Below are 13,828 nucleotides of genomic sequence, written 5' to 3'. Positions count from 1 at the left end.
AATATAAAAATTAAAGGTCTCATGCTATCATTTTTTTTATTTTACCAACCTCTTTCATTCAATATCTTGACTACCTTCCATACACTTGATATCATGCTTTTAGGTAGTTCTTCTTCTGGATACTTATCATTGTGTGATTTACATAATACATAATTCTTTGGATCGTCCTGATATTTTTGAACTTCTTTTAAAATACGTCTTCCGTCAGTAAGAAGAAGAACGAATATATTTCCGAAGCCGAAATATTCATTCCAATTTTGAACCTCTCTAAGTAAGACCTTACTTCCTGATGGACAAGTTGGATCCATACTATTGCCGGAAACGACTAAAGCTATGTCTCCTTCTTGAGCATCTGTAAATGGTATGAGCTTTTCTGCGTATTCTAAACTATCTGAAACTTCATTAAAGCTGTGCATTCCTCCTACAGCATCAAGATTTAGAAGTGGTACGAGTTTAAAACTTACGCTATTTGGGTAGGTCGAGCTAAGTTCAACACTCCCATCTGATTTTATAGTCTTTTGGGTTCCAGATTCCGGCAAAGTGACATTGATATTGTTGCCTAACTCAACATTGCCTGTATTCCGGTATTCTATTTTATTTCCGTCGCCTTGGTTAGAGCCAATTATGCTGCCAGACTCTTTGAACATAGAACCCTTGCCGGTTAAAAGCCACTCCGCATTAAGTATAGGGTATGCATCAAGAGTTTTTTCTATAACATCAGATGAAATAGACGCTCCTTTAGAGGACACATATCCATTTGCCAATCCAAGTTGAGTTTCAAATTTATTTCTTCCTATTTTCATTACTGAAAGAAAATCTTTTAGTCTATCCTTTGTTGCCATAGTGAATATTTTCGGTATATATTCTATGTAAATGGCCTAGATATGTTAATAAAAGCTTATTCAGTGAATAAAATCGGTCAAAAATTTCTTTTACCGAAAATAATCACTGACATTTGCATTCGTAAAACGTCACTAAGCTCACAGACGGATACAAAAAGGGCTGTTAGAGAAGCGTCCCTAATTCCTATCGTCTTATGTTTGATCGCTTGCAAAGATAGGCAGTCCTTTTCACTTATCCTACAAATGTGCCAATGTTTTACGACACAATTACCGGTTCCGTGGCTGTTACCGTGATAAAAGACATTTGAAAAGCTCAATTCGAGTATTGACCTAACAGCCACAATAAGGGTCAAGAAAGAATTGGGCTTTCTTCTTTAGGAGGAGAAAAGGATATGAGAGATTTATCAATTATCAAAGAAACGATGAGTTCAATTGAAATAGCTGAACTCACAGGGAAACCTCATAATGATGTAATGAAGGCTATTCGAGTAATGGAGCCTGCATGGGAGAAAGTGCAACAGGGGAAATTTTCCCTGATGTTTAAAATCAGAGAGTTACCTAATGGCGGGCATAAAGAGGAACCTTATTATGAACTCACTAAAACCGAATGTCTCTATGTGGCTACTAAGTTCAACGATGAGGCTCGTGCAAAGTTGGTTATTCGTTGGGAGCAACTGGAAAAAGAAAGAATAAATGGCGGTTATCAGATACCTTCTTCTTTTTCCGCTGCACTGAGACTTGCCGCTGCCCAGATGGAACAAATCGAATGCCAACAAAAACAGATTGAATTTGAGAAAAAAGGACGTGCTGAGGCTGAGGCCAGAGTTAAAGAGAGTGCTCCTGCCGTTGCATTTACCGCTGCTATACAGGCTGCGAAAAGTTCATGCCTGATTGGCGAGCTTGCAAAGTTGATAACGCAAAACGGTTATCCCATCGGCGAGAAAAGATTATTCGCCTACATGCGATCAAATGGTTACCTCGGAAAGCATGGCGAACGCTACAATATTCCTAATCAACAGTACATAGAACAAGGCTTATTTGAAATAAAGAAGGGTGTACGCTCGGGAAGTGGCGGTGTTCTTCATACGACCGTCACTCCTAAAGTCACCGGCAAAGGGCAGATATACTTCGTAAATAAATTCATAGGAAAGGAGGCGCCCGATGCTGACCAACTTTGAAATAGACAAATTAGCCGAGGCCCTTAAAAAGAAAATGGGCGAAAAGGACGAGCTTCTGAACATCAAGCAAATTGCCGAGAAGCTGGGCCTCACCGAAAACGCCATCCGTACCCGGTGCAGCCGTGGGCAGATTCCCCACCACAAGAAGCACGGGAACCTGTACTTCTCCGAGAACGAGATAACGGCTTATTATTTGAAAGATTGAATAGTCCGCTGTGAAGCGTGCTGAGTAATAGATAAGTAGTAATATTCCCCGCCACGGGATGGTGGGGATTTCAAAAGTCAAATCTAAAAAATATAACATATGAATAAGATCAGCAAATATACTCTCCAGTCCATCATCATAGCAATAGTCATTGCCGGATGTATCTATGGAGGTCGTGTAGAATACACCGATGATGTCCTTTCCGGCATGAGTCTTGAAAAGTATCAATACATCCGTGACCGTATCGCTCCGGCATCACAGTACGACGTAGCTCAGGAGTATATGAAGAACAAGAAGTTTTACGATTCAAAAACATATTAGCCATGAAAATAAAGATTGAAGATTACAAGATTCCCCTTGATAGTAGAATTGTTTCTGTTGAAGCTATTGACAACAAGTTAATCATTGGATTTGAGCCTGAGCATTACGGTGATTTCCATTGTGACTTAACGGATCATGTGGAAGAAGTTCCCCGCATTGGAGACACTGCCATATTCTGGAATGACGAAGACCGTACGCGTGCTATTATCGCCCGTTTGTCGGATGATAATTCAAGTGATCTAACTGACGGGCATCCTTATAAGGCGGCTAACGATTTTTGGTTCCAGAATGCTATACGCTTCCGCAGTGAGGATCAGTATCAGCAGATAACGGGTGTTACCTATGTCCACAAATAAATTGAAATCACGCCTCGATACGGTGTTCGCTATGTTCGTCCGGCTTCGGGATGCACTTCCAGGCGGAGCATTCAAATGCATCTCATGCGGCAGGCTTCTCCCCTTTGAGCAATCCGACTGTGGTCACTACATCAACCGTCAGCACATGGCTACCCGGTTCAATGAAAAGAACTGCAATGCCCAGTGCCGGAAGTGCAATCGCTTTGACGAGGGGAATATACAGGGCTACAGACGCGGTTTGATTGCCAAGTATGGAGAGCCTACCGTGTTGATGCTTGAGGCGATGAAAAATCAGATAAATAAAATTTCAGACTTTGAATATCGCGCAATGATTGACTACTACCGAAAAGAGGTGAAGCGATTGAAGAAGGAAAAGCTAATTAGGTGATATGGAATTATGCAAAACAGAAATGCAAGCATTAGAGCGCCTTCTCCGGCAATGCTCTGATAAGATTGAGAAATACGCACCGAAAACATCTCCCGATCAGGATTTGTGTCGTAGGTGCAAGAAGTTTATTAAGAAGTTGAACAATAAAAAGAAATAGTCATGGCAATGCACACATGGTTTATATGTAAGATCCGTTACGAGAAGGTAATGGAGAACGGGATAAATAAGAAAGTGACAGAACCTTATCTGGTGGACGCTCTCAGTTTTACGGAAGCGGAAGCCCGCATCATTGAGGAAATGACCCCGTTCATCTCCGGAGAGTTTACGGTAGCGGATATTAGTCGTGCCAACCTCAGTGAATTGTTTCCCAGTGAAGAAGAGGCTGCCGACCGATGGTTTAAGTTCAAACTGATTTTCATTACCCTGGACGATAAAAGCGGTGCCGAAAAGAAGACATCAACCTATGTACTTGTACAAGGCGCCTCAACAGAGGATGCAACTACCAAGTTACATGAAGGGATGAAAGGCACGATGGCCGAATACCGTATCGGATCAGTCGTTGAAACTCCAATCATTGATGTATGTCCTTATACAAGTGATAATTAGGTGGTTCATGTTCGATAAGATGATAATAAAGGCAACTGTTGATATTGCCGATATTGACACTATCGTTCTTCGCAATTACCTGGAGCAATGTACGGAAGGTGATGAAATCTATTATAAGTCGACGGCATACGCCAACTTTGACGGCTGTTTCATTGAGATCAGAGGCAGTAGACTACGCTGTAAGTGTTCTATCTGCAAGTTATGGAGTAAAGGCCGTACCGGAAAACTGGACAACAGTCGCCCGATGACCTTTGCGATGGCAGTCCGGACAATCAGGGAGCTTCTGCTAAGGCTTTCGGTAAAGCCGGAAAACGCTGTAGTTACCTACTACGAAATCGGTATCACCATGAAGATGAAGCTACCGGCGGACGAGTATATAAAGCAGGTCCGGGAAGCATCCGGCCGGATACTATGGAATGATGCCAACTACCCCGAAGCCAAACAGAAGACAACGGAGAAAAGCAAATATTTCCGTAAGGTGCTAAAGATTTATGATAAGACCTTTGAAGCCGGTGAAAAGGGGCGCCGGGTTGGTGCCAATATATTGCGCATTGAAACGGTATACAAACATCAATCCGTCCCTTTGACTGAACTAACAGATAATTCCTTCTTGTCCAAAGTTGGCCGCATCTTCTACAAGGACTGGTCAGAGATAAACTTTGTAAGAGAGTTGTCCGCTATGAAGGGTGTAAAGATGTCCCAACTTGAAAAAGCGCGTGAGATACAACGTATAGGCGTGACGCGCTACAAGGAACGGTACAAGAAGATGTATCTGGATGGTGCGCTCACCAAAAAGCAATGGGAGACGATTCGGAACTTCGCCCGGATCTGGCCCACGGAACGTGAAAAATATGTGGAAGAGGTGGGCGAATTGGAGCGTGAATTTAAAGACCGTCTTTTAGCGAGTTACCAGGTTGGGATATTTACGCCAATTCGTATAAAAAGATAATTGATTGATAGTCAGCGAATTATATAGAAAGTTAAAAGCACCTTATGGTGCGTGTGTAATTGTTTGATAATAAACGATATACGCTTTAAAAGTATCATTTTTAACGATTTTCGGCAACTTGTCCTATACAGCCCGCAGGGCTGTCGGGAACCGACATTAGGAGGCTGAAAAATAATAATTAAATAATTTAGTATATGAGTCACGTGATAGAAGGCAAAATATTAGTGGCGTTGCCAACCACCAATGGACAAACGAAGACAGGAAAAGATTGGGAAAAGAAAGAGTTTGTCTTGGAAACCTCGGAACGTTTCCCCATCAGGATACGATTCTCCATGACCAGCTTCGACGGTCCTGTAGAAGACGCTCCATCAGTCGATGAAAAGGTAAGGGTACGGTTTACTGTAGAAGCCCGCGAGATTAGCGGCAGATGGTACAACGATGTGAAGGCTTATCAAATAGAAAAGCCTGGTTAGAAATTGATATGCAGCGTCCCCCGAAGAAATATATCGTTCAGATAGATAATTTTCGGTTAGCCGAATTTCTATTCTACTGGATGTATTACGACCAACCTTGCTCTTTACTTTTCCAGAAGCCAAGGACAGAAGGATTAACCGCCGTGAAGTTGATAGTCGATAATGATGAGGCGGCTAACTTCCTGCTCAGAGCAAAGGAAAAGACAGGATGCAAACTATACACCGCAGATCAATGAAAGTAACGATTTACTGGGATTTTAGGAATGTTGATCTGAAGGACATTCCAAGAATTAAGAAGAAGATACGGGACAAGTTTAATATACCCGAATACACTACGGTCAACGGAGAAACCTCTTGTAACATCAAAGATGAAGACATGGAACTTCTCAGGGAAACCGAACGCAGGGGATACATACAGATAAGAAACAAATAAAAGTTGCTATGAGTAAACAAGAATCAATAAAGGATGCCATCAAGTCCTACCTTGATGAGCGTGCCAGGACAGACGAACTGTTCGCAAGGTCTTATGCAAAGAAAAATAAAAGCATCGATGAATGCTTCGCCTACATAATGGGTGAAGCCCTTAAAAATAGCATAGCTATAGCTTCCGGAGCCAAAGGTTGCGCAATGGATAATGATGTAGTCTACGGAATGGCCGTTCATTACTATGATGAGGATGATATCAAAGTAAACAAGCTGCCGTCAAACGTTAGAACTTCTGCTTCTATTACAACACCGGCCAAGCCGGTTAAGTTAACCGAGGAAGAAGAGAAAAGAGCACGTGAGGAAGCGATTAAACGTCTGGCGGAAGAACAATACACTTTGCTCAAGAAAAAGCCGTCACGGTCAAAGAAAGAGGTTACAGAGGTGAAACAGATGAGTTTATTCTAATTATGAAACCAAAGACTAAATTACAGAAACAGGTGGTGGAACTATCTAATCAGCTTCCACCGCTGACAGAGGCTCAACGTACATATCCGTATAAGAATCTGTTTAAGAACACCGGTTATTATTGGAAGAAGGGCGAAGTCTGGTGTCAGTGTTGCGGATATATTGATGAAGTCCTGAAACCGGAACTTGCCGTATCTATTGGCGTAGGGGCGCATGTCTGCCCGCAGTGTGGCGCAAGCCTGGCATTAGAACACTGGAACCAATCAAATAGGCGCTATTCCAACGAGAAAAGGATATATTCTATAATACAGCCTTACAAAGGATGGATGGTTATTCGTTCCTTCGATGTACAGCGTAATAATACAAAGGGGACTGCTACAGAATTCTTTATGTCTGAAATATATCAGAATTGGATATCAGAAGATGGCAGGGAGGTTATTCTGGGCAAACAATATACGCGTAGTCCATATCATTTTACTTGGAATTATGATAGTGAGATGGATGTGAAGTTTCATAATCATAAGGCTTCAGGTTATTATGAGATGCAGGACGTTTTCGATGTGTCCGGAAATTATTTCTATCCGACAATCAGGGTGACTCCTATATTAAAACGTAATGGTTGGACGAACAAACTTTTGAAATTGAGAGTGTCGGTAGTAGATGTGATCCGGCAGTTATTATCCAATCCCATTGCCGAGACTATGGTAAAAACCGGACAACTGTCTGTATTCAGGCACATGTTATTGAAAGGTCAGTATACTGTACCCTATGTACATGCCCTGAATATATGTAACCGCAATGGATATATAATAGATGATGCGTCTATATGGTTTGATTATATGGACATGCTGGCTTATCTTAATATGGATACTCATAACGCCCGCTATGTCTGCCCTCGGGACCTGAAAGCAGAGCACGACAAGCTGATGAAGCGGAAGAGACGCATAGAGAATAAGCGGAAACTTGAAGAACGACTAAAGGAAGCTGCAAAGTGGGAAGAAGAATATCAAAAAGAAAAAGGCCGGTTCTTTGGTTTGTGCATCAATGCCGAAGACATTGTAATAACAGTTTTGCAAAGCGTTTCTGAATTTGTGGAAGAAGCGGAAATCATGCATCATTGTGTATATAGTAATCAATATTTCAAGAAGAAGGATTCTCTTATTCTGTCTGCAAAGGATAAGGAAGGAAAACACTTGGAAACAGTAGAACTGAATTTGGCTACTATGCAGGTAGTTCAGTCTCGCGGAGTATGCAATAAGAATACTGAATATCATAACCGCATTATCGGGCTTGTGAAACAGAACATCGGTTTAATCAAACAAAAGTTGGCATCATGATAATACTTGGAAGTGACGGTCTGCCTGTTGGCAGGAAAAAAAGCAACTACATGAATAACAATGGGGTGCTGCACAAACGTTGCACCCATTGCGGGCAATACTTTCGTCTGAACTACTTCTATCCTCTGAAGTATCGGCGTAACGGAGAAGTCCGTGAAACCTTGCAGTCTTGGTGCAAATTCTGTATGGTATCAGAATGCTGCAAGAAAGCAAAAGAGAAAAGGATTGATAATGCCCAAGTTAGATGATCTTTAATAAACGACTAAAAGATGAAGAATATAGAATTATTTAACGACCACTTTCAGAATTATAAGGTCTATGGATTACCCAAAGCCCAGCTAATCATTGCCGACGTTCCATATAATCTTGGCAATAACGCTTATGCTTCTAATCCATCATGGTACGTTGATGGAGACAACAAGAATGGAGAAAGCGACAAGGCCGGGAAAGAATTTTTTGATACGGATAAAGATTTCCGCCCGGCTGAGTTCATGCACTTCTGTAGCCAGATGTTAATGAAAGAACCGAAGGAAAAGGGTAAGGCACCTTGCATGATCATATTCTGTGAGTTTGAAGATCAATTCAGATATATTGATTTAGGTAAACGGTATGGTCTTAATAACTATATCAATCTTGTGTTCCGGAAGGATTTCTCAGCGCAAGTACTGAAGGCAAACATGAAGGTTGTCGGTAACTGCGAATATGGGATTCTACTTTACCGCGATAAGCTTCCTAAATTCAATAATGACGGTCGAATGATATTCAACTGTTTTGATTGGGTACGCGATGGCGAGACCCCTAAGATTCATCCTACACAGAAACCGGTTCCACTTCTTCGTAGGTTGATAGAGATTTTCACCGACAAAGGCGATGTGGTAATAGACCCATGTGCCGGTAGTGGCTCAACTTTATTGGCTGCTGCTCAGTTGGGACGTAAAGGATACGGATTTGAAATCAAAAAAGATTTTTTCCGTGAAGCTAATAGATTAGTGTTATCACGTGTACAACAATCATTATTTGTATGATTCAAAACAATATAAATATGAATAAGAAGATTTTTTGCGAGAAGTGCCACAAGTGGCACACTATCACTATTACAGAGGAAGATAAGTTTGCAATTTGCCCTAACAAGCGTTGCGGTCATTTGATTTTTATCTGATATGAAGAAACTCGGCGTTAGTGCTGCGCACATTACCATAGAGATAAATACGGACTCACAGGCAGGTTATTCACTTCATGTACCATCTGACGAAAGCATATTTAATTTTAATAATTGGTTCTTTCATTATGACTTCGGAGACTGGGAAGCAGAAGAATTTGAAACTGCCTTTTGTACTGTAATTCAACTAAGGTTGAGTAATAAGAATAGTGATTACAGCAAGGTGAATGAACTCATAAAAGTCATTGAAACTGCTGCTAAAAAGATTTTAAAGAAGTAATTCTAAACAATTTAGATATGAACACTATTGATTTTGAAGCATTTTTGAGGCAGGAAAATTTAGCGCAGAATACCATTACAGCGTATCTGTATGCCGTGAAGGATTATTATGCCCATTACAAGGAGCTGAACAAACGGAATCTTATTGCTTACAAAAGTTATATGATTGACAACTTTAAGCCCAAGACAGTAAACCTCCGTATATTGGGTTTAAACAAGTATTTAAGGTATGTAGGCAAATCGCGTCTACACATGAAAACCATAAAAGAGCAACAACGTACTTATTTGGAAAATGTAATCAGTAATGCCGATTACGAGTTTCTGAAAAACCGTTTAAGAACGGAGAAAAATAGGATGTGGTATTTTGCAGTTCGCTTTCTCGCGGCAACTGGAGCACGGATAAGCGAACTGATACACTTAAAAACAGAACATATTACAGCAGGATACTTTGATATTTACACAAAAGGAAGTAAGGTACGTCGTATCTACATTCCCAAAATCTTATGTGCCGAAGCTATTGAATGGCTGTCTGAACAAAGTCGTTTCAGTGGATATGTTTTTATGAACCAATACGGGCAGCGTATCACTACAAGAGGCATTGCCCAACAGTTGAAAAACTATGCCATAAAATATGGTCTAAATGAAAAAGTGGTTTATCCTCACTCATTCCGTCATCGTTTCGCAAAGAATTTTCTGGATAAATTCAATGATATATCCTTGCTTGCTGATTTGATGGGGCATGAAAGCATAGAAACCACTCGAATCTATCTGCGCCGTAGTAGTGACGAGCAGCAAGAGATTGTCAATAAAGTGATAACTTGGTAAAAAAGCGACCAGTGTTTTGTCACTGCTAAGCACAAAACACTGGGCTATTCCCATAAACCGGGGAAACATAACGGGTGGTTATAAAATATCGGGTATATGTGGCGAGCTTACCAGCGTTATTAACGATGTAGCCTAATTAGGCCAAAACAAGATAAATAGAAGGCAATTATGATAGTAACAGAACTGATAGAACAGTTGAAAAACTGTAATCCGGAAGCGGAAGTATATGTCTACACAGGTGATGTCAACCTGATGGTTATTGATGAAGTGGAGCAAGAATCTCCGGCAATGGTAGTAATTTCATAACAATTAAAAGAAAAGAATAATATGGAAGTAAGTCAATGTAATAGAAACCCAATGTTTCTTGCAGATTTTGCGTATGATGGCATCTTCTCTGACGGAAATAGGTTCTGTCTTAGAATACCAGAGGAAGATGTGGCTGAATTTGCAAATACGCTTCTTAAAGCGTATCAAGACGATATGGATGGGAAGGTGGAAGTTATACCTCCACATATACGCATAACTAATAGTGGCAACATTTACCATGATGGTAAAATAATAAAATAAAGAAAGGAACATTTATATGAATGAGAAACAAGTATGTAGCGAATGTAAGCTATTCGCCAATGAAGATTCATTCGGTAACGGATGGTGTGAATTTCATCAAAAAAAAGTTCTTTGTGAAAATGAGGCTTGCCAAGACGGCGAGGTAAAAGGCCGCGATTTTTCTTCTCGTACATGTGGAGAATGTGACGCTTTTTGCGAGTGTAGTTTGGGCGGTTCAAATGCAGCGGTAGCTGATGATGTAGCATACCAATATTTCGATGATACATCATTAAGTCAAATGAAATCAACTAAATTGTAAAGCGGTTAAGATGCAGAATAAAAGGGATAAGAAACGCAAAGGTCCGGTAGAAGAAAGTAAGCCGGACACTACAAAGAATATAGAAAACCTTGACGAAATCATTGCCCGGCAACGGGAAAGGGAGAAAACTCTTTATCCGGTACGGGTGTCTAGTACAACCGTGATTTATGTCACAAAGAGTAAAGCTACCCGGCAGTATGCAGAAAAATATAAACGTGATAAATTGATGAGGCTATAACGATGAAGAAGAAAAGAATATCTATACGATTTGATGATCGTACCCTAATGCTACTGGAAGAATTATCCAGTAAAACAGGTGCTAAAACTTCTGTAGTTATCCGCTCTTTGATCATGAAGGGCATTAACGACATAATGGACGATACAGGTAATTTTAAAATTAATGAGAAACAGATACAAGAAGAGTAAATTTTATCCGGTTATTGCCGGAAGTATAGCCCGCAATTATAATAAACTGCGAGCCTTATGCTTCCGGCAAGTAATTGGATACTTTGATTCTCGCAGCGACGAAGACATCTTTCAAGATACAGTCCTATACGTTATTCAAGATGAAGAATCATTGAAGTGTACTACTGATGAAGACCTGATAAGACATTTCCTTCATCGCTACCGGATGATAGAGTTTCAGACAATACGAGATGCCCAACAACTAAAGAAAATGCCCTATGCCGACTATATACAAGCCAAAGAAGAAACAACCGAAAGACAATAACCAATACAATGCCGAGCGGCGGAAGATATACAACTCTGAACGCTGGCGGCGGCTGCGTGCATGGAAATTTGCATGTAATCCGTTGTGTGAACTATGCTTGCAAGAAAATAAAACAGTACCGGCCGAGGACATCCATCATATTATTTCATTTATGAGTACGGATGATCCACAACAACGATTATTCCTTGCTTATGATTATGATAATCTGATGAGCCTTTGTAAGCAATGCCATCAAAAGATTCACAATAAATTATAAGCTATCCAGATGCTCCCTGAAATCCCGGTTCAATTCATACGTCAGGAAATAATAAAAGAACGTTGCCCGCATAGGTTTGGACAATTCACGTTTACCGGACATGATAAGACTCAAAGAAGAACGATCAATAGCTAATTGTTTTATTAGGTCATTCCTCTTTATACCAAACTCCTGCATCTTACTTTCTATCCATTCAACCGTAATATCATCTACATTCAAAGAATATGCCACCGGGATAATCTTTGAATCCGGATACAGTTCTTTTCCTCGCTCAATGAGTTGCTTTTGGTTCAGTATATATCCGTTTATCAATCTCGACTGAGTGACCTTTACCGTACCGTCTTCCAATGGTTCAATATCTATCCCCATTCTTCTGTAACCATTAATAAATTCTTTTTCCATACTTTTTCTATTTTAGAAAAGAAAGAAAAAGCAAGGGGCGAACCCCTTACTTAATTCTAATCTCTTTTACGTTTGTCATATCGTAGATTGCAAGCTGATTGTTTTCCTTTGCGAACTCTATCGCCTTGTCAATCTCCGAGTTTTTAAACACCTTTACGCTGTCGAAGTAGTAACATTCGCTTTCGGTCTCGAACCATCCGCCAACCGTTTTACTATGTTCTAAAGCATGATTAATAACCCCGTTCAAACTCTCTTTTCCGAAACTATTTTGCGTTTCTTGATACGCTACTGAAATTCCGTACTTAACAGGTTTCATTGTCTCAATGTTAAGAGTAAAACCATCAGGATTGATTAGTGAGTATTCCCAAACTCCATCGATTAATTGTTTCATAATGTCAAATGATTTAAAGCCCCTTGCTTTAACTGTTACAAAGATAATAAAGTTATTTGCTTTACGCAAACTTTTAATATAAAATATTTGCTTTACGCAAATAAATAGGGATTTCCCTATTTTATCTTTCCGTGGAACAAAGTGTTAAAAAATCGTGGAACATCGGGAGGGGGAGGGGGCTTTTTTTTTAAGTTTTTTGACCTCCGAAACCTCGCCCCACCCTTCTTCACACGCACGGCACTTTTTCAAATTTTGAATTTGTTAATTTATTAACATTCCATTTGTCGGACGCTTGTGTGGTTGATATAAAAAATGGATTATGGTAAAATTTGTAATGCCAAAAGGCTGTTCGGGGGAGACGCAGAAATTTATGCGTGATGTTGTGAAGGAACTGAATGCCCGCAAGGCAATTCAGAATATAGACCTCGGTGCTCTCCGGATGCTCGCCACGAGCTATGAAATGTATTTGCAGGCAACGGAGATAATGCTTCAGGAAGGACCGGTAATAATGATCAAGTATGAAAGGGCTGCTAATCCCGCGCAAAACATTGCTACGAAAAACTATGCCCAGGTGATGAAGATCATGACTGAATATGGCCTGACCATTAAGAGCCGCGGAAGTATCAAGTCTTTGAAGTCGGATAAGGAGGAAGACTCTCCTTTGGATCAGTTTCTTAAGAAAGGAGCTCGTGAGAAGCGATGAAGGGATACTATCAGTATGCCGCCGATGTTAGGGATGGCAGGGCTCTGGTAGGGGAATTTATAAAACAGGCTGTCGAGCGGTTTTATACTCTGTTCGAACGGGACGATATCGAGTTTCGCGAGGAACGCGCCGATTATGCCATTGAATTCATAGCCTTGCTGCGTCACTACACCGGCCGTCATGCCGGGAAACCGTTTACGCTATTGCCTTGGCAGGAATTTGCTGTAGCAAGCATATATGGTTTCTATAAGAAGGACGATGACGGCACATGGTGCCGGCTGGTTTCATCGGTATATATCGAGATGGCCCGCAAAAACGGGAAGTCCGCTTTTGCTGCTGCTCTTTGCCTTTATCATCTTATTGCTGACGGTGAATCCGCGGCCGAAGTATATTTGGCCGCCAACTCCAAAGACCAGGCTAAGGTCAGTTTCAAGATGTGTCGCAACTTTGTCTCCGGTCTCGATCCGAGACACCGCTATCTCGAATCTTTCCGCGACCAGATAAACTTCGATAAGACCCTGTCTTTCCTGAAGGTGTTGGCCGCCGATTCCAGTAAGTTGGATGGGCCTAACCCGTCGATGTTCCTGCTTGACGAGTATCACGCTGCAAAGAATTCCGGACTAAAAGATGTACTTCAATCCGGACAGGGTATGCGTGATGATCCGATGTCGG

At 40.9% G+C, this 13,828-nt stretch carries 26 protein-coding genes; 23 read left to right on the top strand and 3 right to left on the bottom strand.

Annotated elements, in window-relative coordinates; all coding sequences use genetic code 11:
- Positions 1–41: 41 nt before the first annotated feature.
- Entirely contained in the window at positions 42–842 is an 801-nt protein-coding gene (locus BACCELL_RS25655) for a S24 family peptidase (protein WP_007209815.1), read from the bottom strand.
- 392 nt (positions 843–1,234) lie between these two features.
- Here BACCELL_RS25655 and BACCELL_RS01915 point away from each other — a divergent pair, with 392 nt between their 5' ends.
- From BACCELL_RS01915 to BACCELL_RS01815, 21 genes are all read left to right on the top strand, one after another.
- Positions 1,235–2,020: a phage regulatory protein/antirepressor Ant gene (locus tag BACCELL_RS01915; RefSeq protein ID WP_007209814.1), complete on the top strand. Its 786-nt coding sequence runs from the start codon at positions 1,235–1,237 to the stop codon at positions 2,018–2,020.
- Entirely contained in the window at positions 2,004–2,225 is a 222-nt protein-coding gene (locus tag BACCELL_RS01910; RefSeq protein ID WP_007209813.1) for a helix-turn-helix domain-containing protein, read from the top strand. The genes BACCELL_RS01915 and BACCELL_RS01910 overlap by 17 nt, the downstream gene beginning before the upstream one ends.
- 99 nt (positions 2,226–2,324) lie before the next feature.
- Complete coding sequence (locus tag BACCELL_RS01905; protein ID WP_007209812.1) at positions 2,325–2,546, top strand: hypothetical protein; 222 nt, start codon at positions 2,325–2,327, stop codon at positions 2,544–2,546.
- Between the two features lie 2 nt (positions 2,547–2,548).
- Entirely contained in the window at positions 2,549–2,902 is a 354-nt protein-coding gene (locus BACCELL_RS01900) for a hypothetical protein (RefSeq protein ID WP_007209811.1), read from the top strand.
- Entirely contained in the window at positions 2,889–3,290 is a 402-nt protein-coding gene (locus BACCELL_RS01895) for a recombination protein NinG (protein WP_007209810.1), read from the top strand. The genes BACCELL_RS01900 and BACCELL_RS01895 overlap by 14 nt, the downstream gene beginning before the upstream one ends.
- Positions 3,291–3,449: 159 nt before the next feature.
- A complete protein-coding gene (locus BACCELL_RS01890) occupies positions 3,450–3,896 on the top strand; it encodes a DUF4494 domain-containing protein (RefSeq protein ID WP_007209808.1) in 447 nt (148 codons plus the stop codon).
- A 7-nt stretch (positions 3,897–3,903) separates the two neighbouring features.
- Positions 3,904–4,845: a hypothetical protein gene (locus BACCELL_RS01885; RefSeq protein WP_044153218.1), complete on the top strand. Its 942-nt coding sequence runs from the start codon at positions 3,904–3,906 to the stop codon at positions 4,843–4,845.
- Between the two features lie 194 nt (positions 4,846–5,039).
- Positions 5,040–5,318 (top strand): DUF3127 domain-containing protein, encoded by a 279-nt coding sequence (locus BACCELL_RS01880; RefSeq protein ID WP_007209806.1) that lies wholly within the window; start codon positions 5,040–5,042, stop codon positions 5,316–5,318.
- 232 nt (positions 5,319–5,550) lie between these two features.
- Positions 5,551–5,751 carry a hypothetical protein gene (locus tag BACCELL_RS01870; RefSeq protein ID WP_007209804.1) on the top strand — a complete coding sequence of 67 codons (201 nt, stop codon included), beginning with the start codon at positions 5,551–5,553 and terminating at the stop codon, positions 5,749–5,751.
- Positions 5,752–5,759: 8 nt separating this feature from the next.
- Positions 5,760–6,209: a PcfK-like family protein gene (locus tag BACCELL_RS01865; protein ID WP_007209803.1), complete on the top strand. Its 450-nt coding sequence runs from the start codon at positions 5,760–5,762 to the stop codon at positions 6,207–6,209.
- 2 nt (positions 6,210–6,211) lie between these two features.
- The gene (locus BACCELL_RS01860) at positions 6,212–7,546 is read left to right on the top strand and encodes a PcfJ domain-containing protein (RefSeq protein ID WP_007209802.1); all 1,335 of its coding nucleotides are present in this window, start codon (positions 6,212–6,214) and stop codon (positions 7,544–7,546) included.
- 269 nt (positions 7,547–7,815) lie between these two features.
- A complete protein-coding gene (locus BACCELL_RS01850; RefSeq protein ID WP_007209800.1) occupies positions 7,816–8,571 on the top strand; it encodes a DNA-methyltransferase in 756 nt (251 codons plus the stop codon).
- 135 nt (positions 8,572–8,706) lie between these two features.
- Complete coding sequence (locus BACCELL_RS01845; RefSeq protein WP_007209798.1) at positions 8,707–8,985, top strand: hypothetical protein; 279 nt, start codon at positions 8,707–8,709, stop codon at positions 8,983–8,985.
- Positions 8,986–9,002: 17 nt separating this feature from the next.
- Positions 9,003–9,809 (top strand): tyrosine-type recombinase/integrase, encoded by an 807-nt coding sequence (locus tag BACCELL_RS01840; RefSeq protein WP_007209797.1) that lies wholly within the window; start codon positions 9,003–9,005, stop codon positions 9,807–9,809.
- 168 nt (positions 9,810–9,977) lie between these two features.
- Entirely contained in the window at positions 9,978–10,115 is a 138-nt protein-coding gene (locus tag BACCELL_RS26730) for a hypothetical protein (protein ID WP_007209796.1), read from the top strand.
- A gap of 21 nt (positions 10,116–10,136) precedes the next feature.
- Positions 10,137–10,376, top strand: coding sequence for a hypothetical protein (locus BACCELL_RS01835; RefSeq protein ID WP_007209795.1), 240 nt, complete (start codon positions 10,137–10,139; stop codon positions 10,374–10,376).
- Between the two features lie 16 nt (positions 10,377–10,392).
- A complete protein-coding gene (locus BACCELL_RS01830; protein WP_007209794.1) occupies positions 10,393–10,674 on the top strand; it encodes a hypothetical protein in 282 nt (93 codons plus the stop codon).
- A 10-nt stretch (positions 10,675–10,684) separates the two neighbouring features.
- On the top strand, positions 10,685–10,912 hold the full coding sequence (locus tag BACCELL_RS01825) for a hypothetical protein (protein WP_007209793.1): 228 nt from the start codon (positions 10,685–10,687) through the stop codon (positions 10,910–10,912).
- A gap of 2 nt (positions 10,913–10,914) precedes the next feature.
- On the top strand, positions 10,915–11,100 hold the full coding sequence (locus tag BACCELL_RS01820; protein ID WP_007209792.1) for a ribbon-helix-helix domain-containing protein: 186 nt from the start codon (positions 10,915–10,917) through the stop codon (positions 11,098–11,100).
- Entirely contained in the window at positions 11,075–11,404 is a 330-nt protein-coding gene (locus tag BACCELL_RS25865; RefSeq protein WP_007209791.1) for a hypothetical protein, read from the top strand. Before BACCELL_RS01820 ends, BACCELL_RS25865 begins: the two co-directional genes overlap by 26 nt.
- Complete coding sequence (locus BACCELL_RS01815; RefSeq protein WP_044153167.1) at positions 11,358–11,660, top strand: HNH endonuclease signature motif containing protein; 303 nt, start codon at positions 11,358–11,360, stop codon at positions 11,658–11,660. Before BACCELL_RS25865 ends, BACCELL_RS01815 begins: the two co-directional genes overlap by 47 nt.
- On the opposite strand, the gene BACCELL_RS27085 is transcribed toward BACCELL_RS01815, so the two are convergent.
- Both BACCELL_RS27085 and BACCELL_RS01805 read right to left on the bottom strand, forming a co-directional pair.
- Positions 11,655–12,062 carry a hypothetical protein gene (locus tag BACCELL_RS27085; RefSeq protein WP_007209789.1) on the bottom strand — a complete coding sequence of 136 codons (408 nt, stop codon included), beginning with the start codon at positions 12,060–12,062 and terminating at the stop codon, positions 11,655–11,657. The two genes, BACCELL_RS01815 and BACCELL_RS27085, sit on opposite strands and share 6 nt — an antisense overlap.
- Positions 12,063–12,108: 46 nt before the next feature.
- Complete coding sequence (locus tag BACCELL_RS01805) at positions 12,109–12,453, bottom strand: hypothetical protein (RefSeq protein ID WP_044153215.1); 345 nt, start codon at positions 12,451–12,453, stop codon at positions 12,109–12,111.
- Positions 12,454–12,772: 319 nt separating this feature from the next.
- Between BACCELL_RS01805 and BACCELL_RS01800 the strand changes: the two genes are divergently transcribed.
- On the top strand, positions 12,773–13,156 hold the full coding sequence (locus BACCELL_RS01800) for a phage terminase small subunit P27 family (RefSeq protein ID WP_007209787.1): 384 nt from the start codon (positions 12,773–12,775) through the stop codon (positions 13,154–13,156).
- Positions 13,153–13,828 (top strand): terminase large subunit domain-containing protein (locus BACCELL_RS01795; RefSeq protein WP_007209786.1); only part of this gene is annotated, 676 nt, incomplete at its 3' end. The genes BACCELL_RS01800 and BACCELL_RS01795, both read left to right, overlap by 4 nt.

Source organism: Bacteroides cellulosilyticus DSM 14838, assembly GCF_000158035.1.
Taxonomy (GTDB): domain Bacteria; phylum Bacteroidota; class Bacteroidia; order Bacteroidales; family Bacteroidaceae; genus Bacteroides; species Bacteroides cellulosilyticus.
This window is presented reverse-complemented; position numbering and strand designations above follow the sequence as displayed.

Bases quoted from the DNA above. Each gene is read 5' to 3' on its own strand.
- BACCELL_RS25655 (WP_007209815.1), bottom strand. From the start codon at position 842: ATGGCAACAAAGGATAGACTAAAAGATTTTCTTTCAGTAATGAAAATA.
- BACCELL_RS01915 (WP_007209814.1), top strand. From the start codon at position 1,235: ATGAGAGATTTATCAATTATCAAAGAAACGATGAGTTCAATTGAAATA.
- BACCELL_RS01910 (WP_007209813.1), top strand. From the start codon at position 2,004: ATGCTGACCAACTTTGAAATAGACAAATTAGCCGAGGCCCTTAAAAAG.
- BACCELL_RS01905 (WP_007209812.1), top strand. From the start codon at position 2,325: ATGAATAAGATCAGCAAATATACTCTCCAGTCCATCATCATAGCAATA.
- BACCELL_RS01900 (WP_007209811.1), top strand. From the start codon at position 2,549: ATGAAAATAAAGATTGAAGATTACAAGATTCCCCTTGATAGTAGAATT.
- BACCELL_RS01895 (WP_007209810.1), top strand. From the start codon at position 2,889: ATGTCCACAAATAAATTGAAATCACGCCTCGATACGGTGTTCGCTATG.
- BACCELL_RS01890 (WP_007209808.1), top strand. From the start codon at position 3,450: ATGGCAATGCACACATGGTTTATATGTAAGATCCGTTACGAGAAGGTA.
- BACCELL_RS01885 (WP_044153218.1), top strand. From the start codon at position 3,904: ATGTTCGATAAGATGATAATAAAGGCAACTGTTGATATTGCCGATATT.
- BACCELL_RS01880 (WP_007209806.1), top strand. From the start codon at position 5,040: ATGAGTCACGTGATAGAAGGCAAAATATTAGTGGCGTTGCCAACCACC.
- BACCELL_RS01870 (WP_007209804.1), top strand. From the start codon at position 5,551: ATGAAAGTAACGATTTACTGGGATTTTAGGAATGTTGATCTGAAGGAC.
- BACCELL_RS01865 (WP_007209803.1), top strand. From the start codon at position 5,760: ATGAGTAAACAAGAATCAATAAAGGATGCCATCAAGTCCTACCTTGAT.
- BACCELL_RS01860 (WP_007209802.1), top strand. From the start codon at position 6,212: ATGAAACCAAAGACTAAATTACAGAAACAGGTGGTGGAACTATCTAAT.
- BACCELL_RS01850 (WP_007209800.1), top strand. From the start codon at position 7,816: ATGAAGAATATAGAATTATTTAACGACCACTTTCAGAATTATAAGGTC.
- BACCELL_RS01845 (WP_007209798.1), top strand. From the start codon at position 8,707: ATGAAGAAACTCGGCGTTAGTGCTGCGCACATTACCATAGAGATAAAT.
- BACCELL_RS01840 (WP_007209797.1), top strand. From the start codon at position 9,003: ATGAACACTATTGATTTTGAAGCATTTTTGAGGCAGGAAAATTTAGCG.
- BACCELL_RS26730 (WP_007209796.1), top strand. From the start codon at position 9,978: ATGATAGTAACAGAACTGATAGAACAGTTGAAAAACTGTAATCCGGAA.
- BACCELL_RS01835 (WP_007209795.1), top strand. From the start codon at position 10,137: ATGGAAGTAAGTCAATGTAATAGAAACCCAATGTTTCTTGCAGATTTT.
- BACCELL_RS01830 (WP_007209794.1), top strand. From the start codon at position 10,393: ATGAATGAGAAACAAGTATGTAGCGAATGTAAGCTATTCGCCAATGAA.
- BACCELL_RS01825 (WP_007209793.1), top strand. From the start codon at position 10,685: ATGCAGAATAAAAGGGATAAGAAACGCAAAGGTCCGGTAGAAGAAAGT.
- BACCELL_RS01820 (WP_007209792.1), top strand. From the start codon at position 10,915: ATGAAGAAGAAAAGAATATCTATACGATTTGATGATCGTACCCTAATG.
- BACCELL_RS25865 (WP_007209791.1), top strand. From the start codon at position 11,075: ATGAGAAACAGATACAAGAAGAGTAAATTTTATCCGGTTATTGCCGGA.
- BACCELL_RS01815 (WP_044153167.1), top strand. From the start codon at position 11,358: ATGCCGACTATATACAAGCCAAAGAAGAAACAACCGAAAGACAATAAC.
- BACCELL_RS27085 (WP_007209789.1), bottom strand. From the start codon at position 12,062: ATGGAAAAAGAATTTATTAATGGTTACAGAAGAATGGGGATAGATATT.
- BACCELL_RS01805 (WP_044153215.1), bottom strand. From the start codon at position 12,453: ATGAAACAATTAATCGATGGAGTTTGGGAATACTCACTAATCAATCCT.
- BACCELL_RS01800 (WP_007209787.1), top strand. From the start codon at position 12,773: ATGGTAAAATTTGTAATGCCAAAAGGCTGTTCGGGGGAGACGCAGAAA.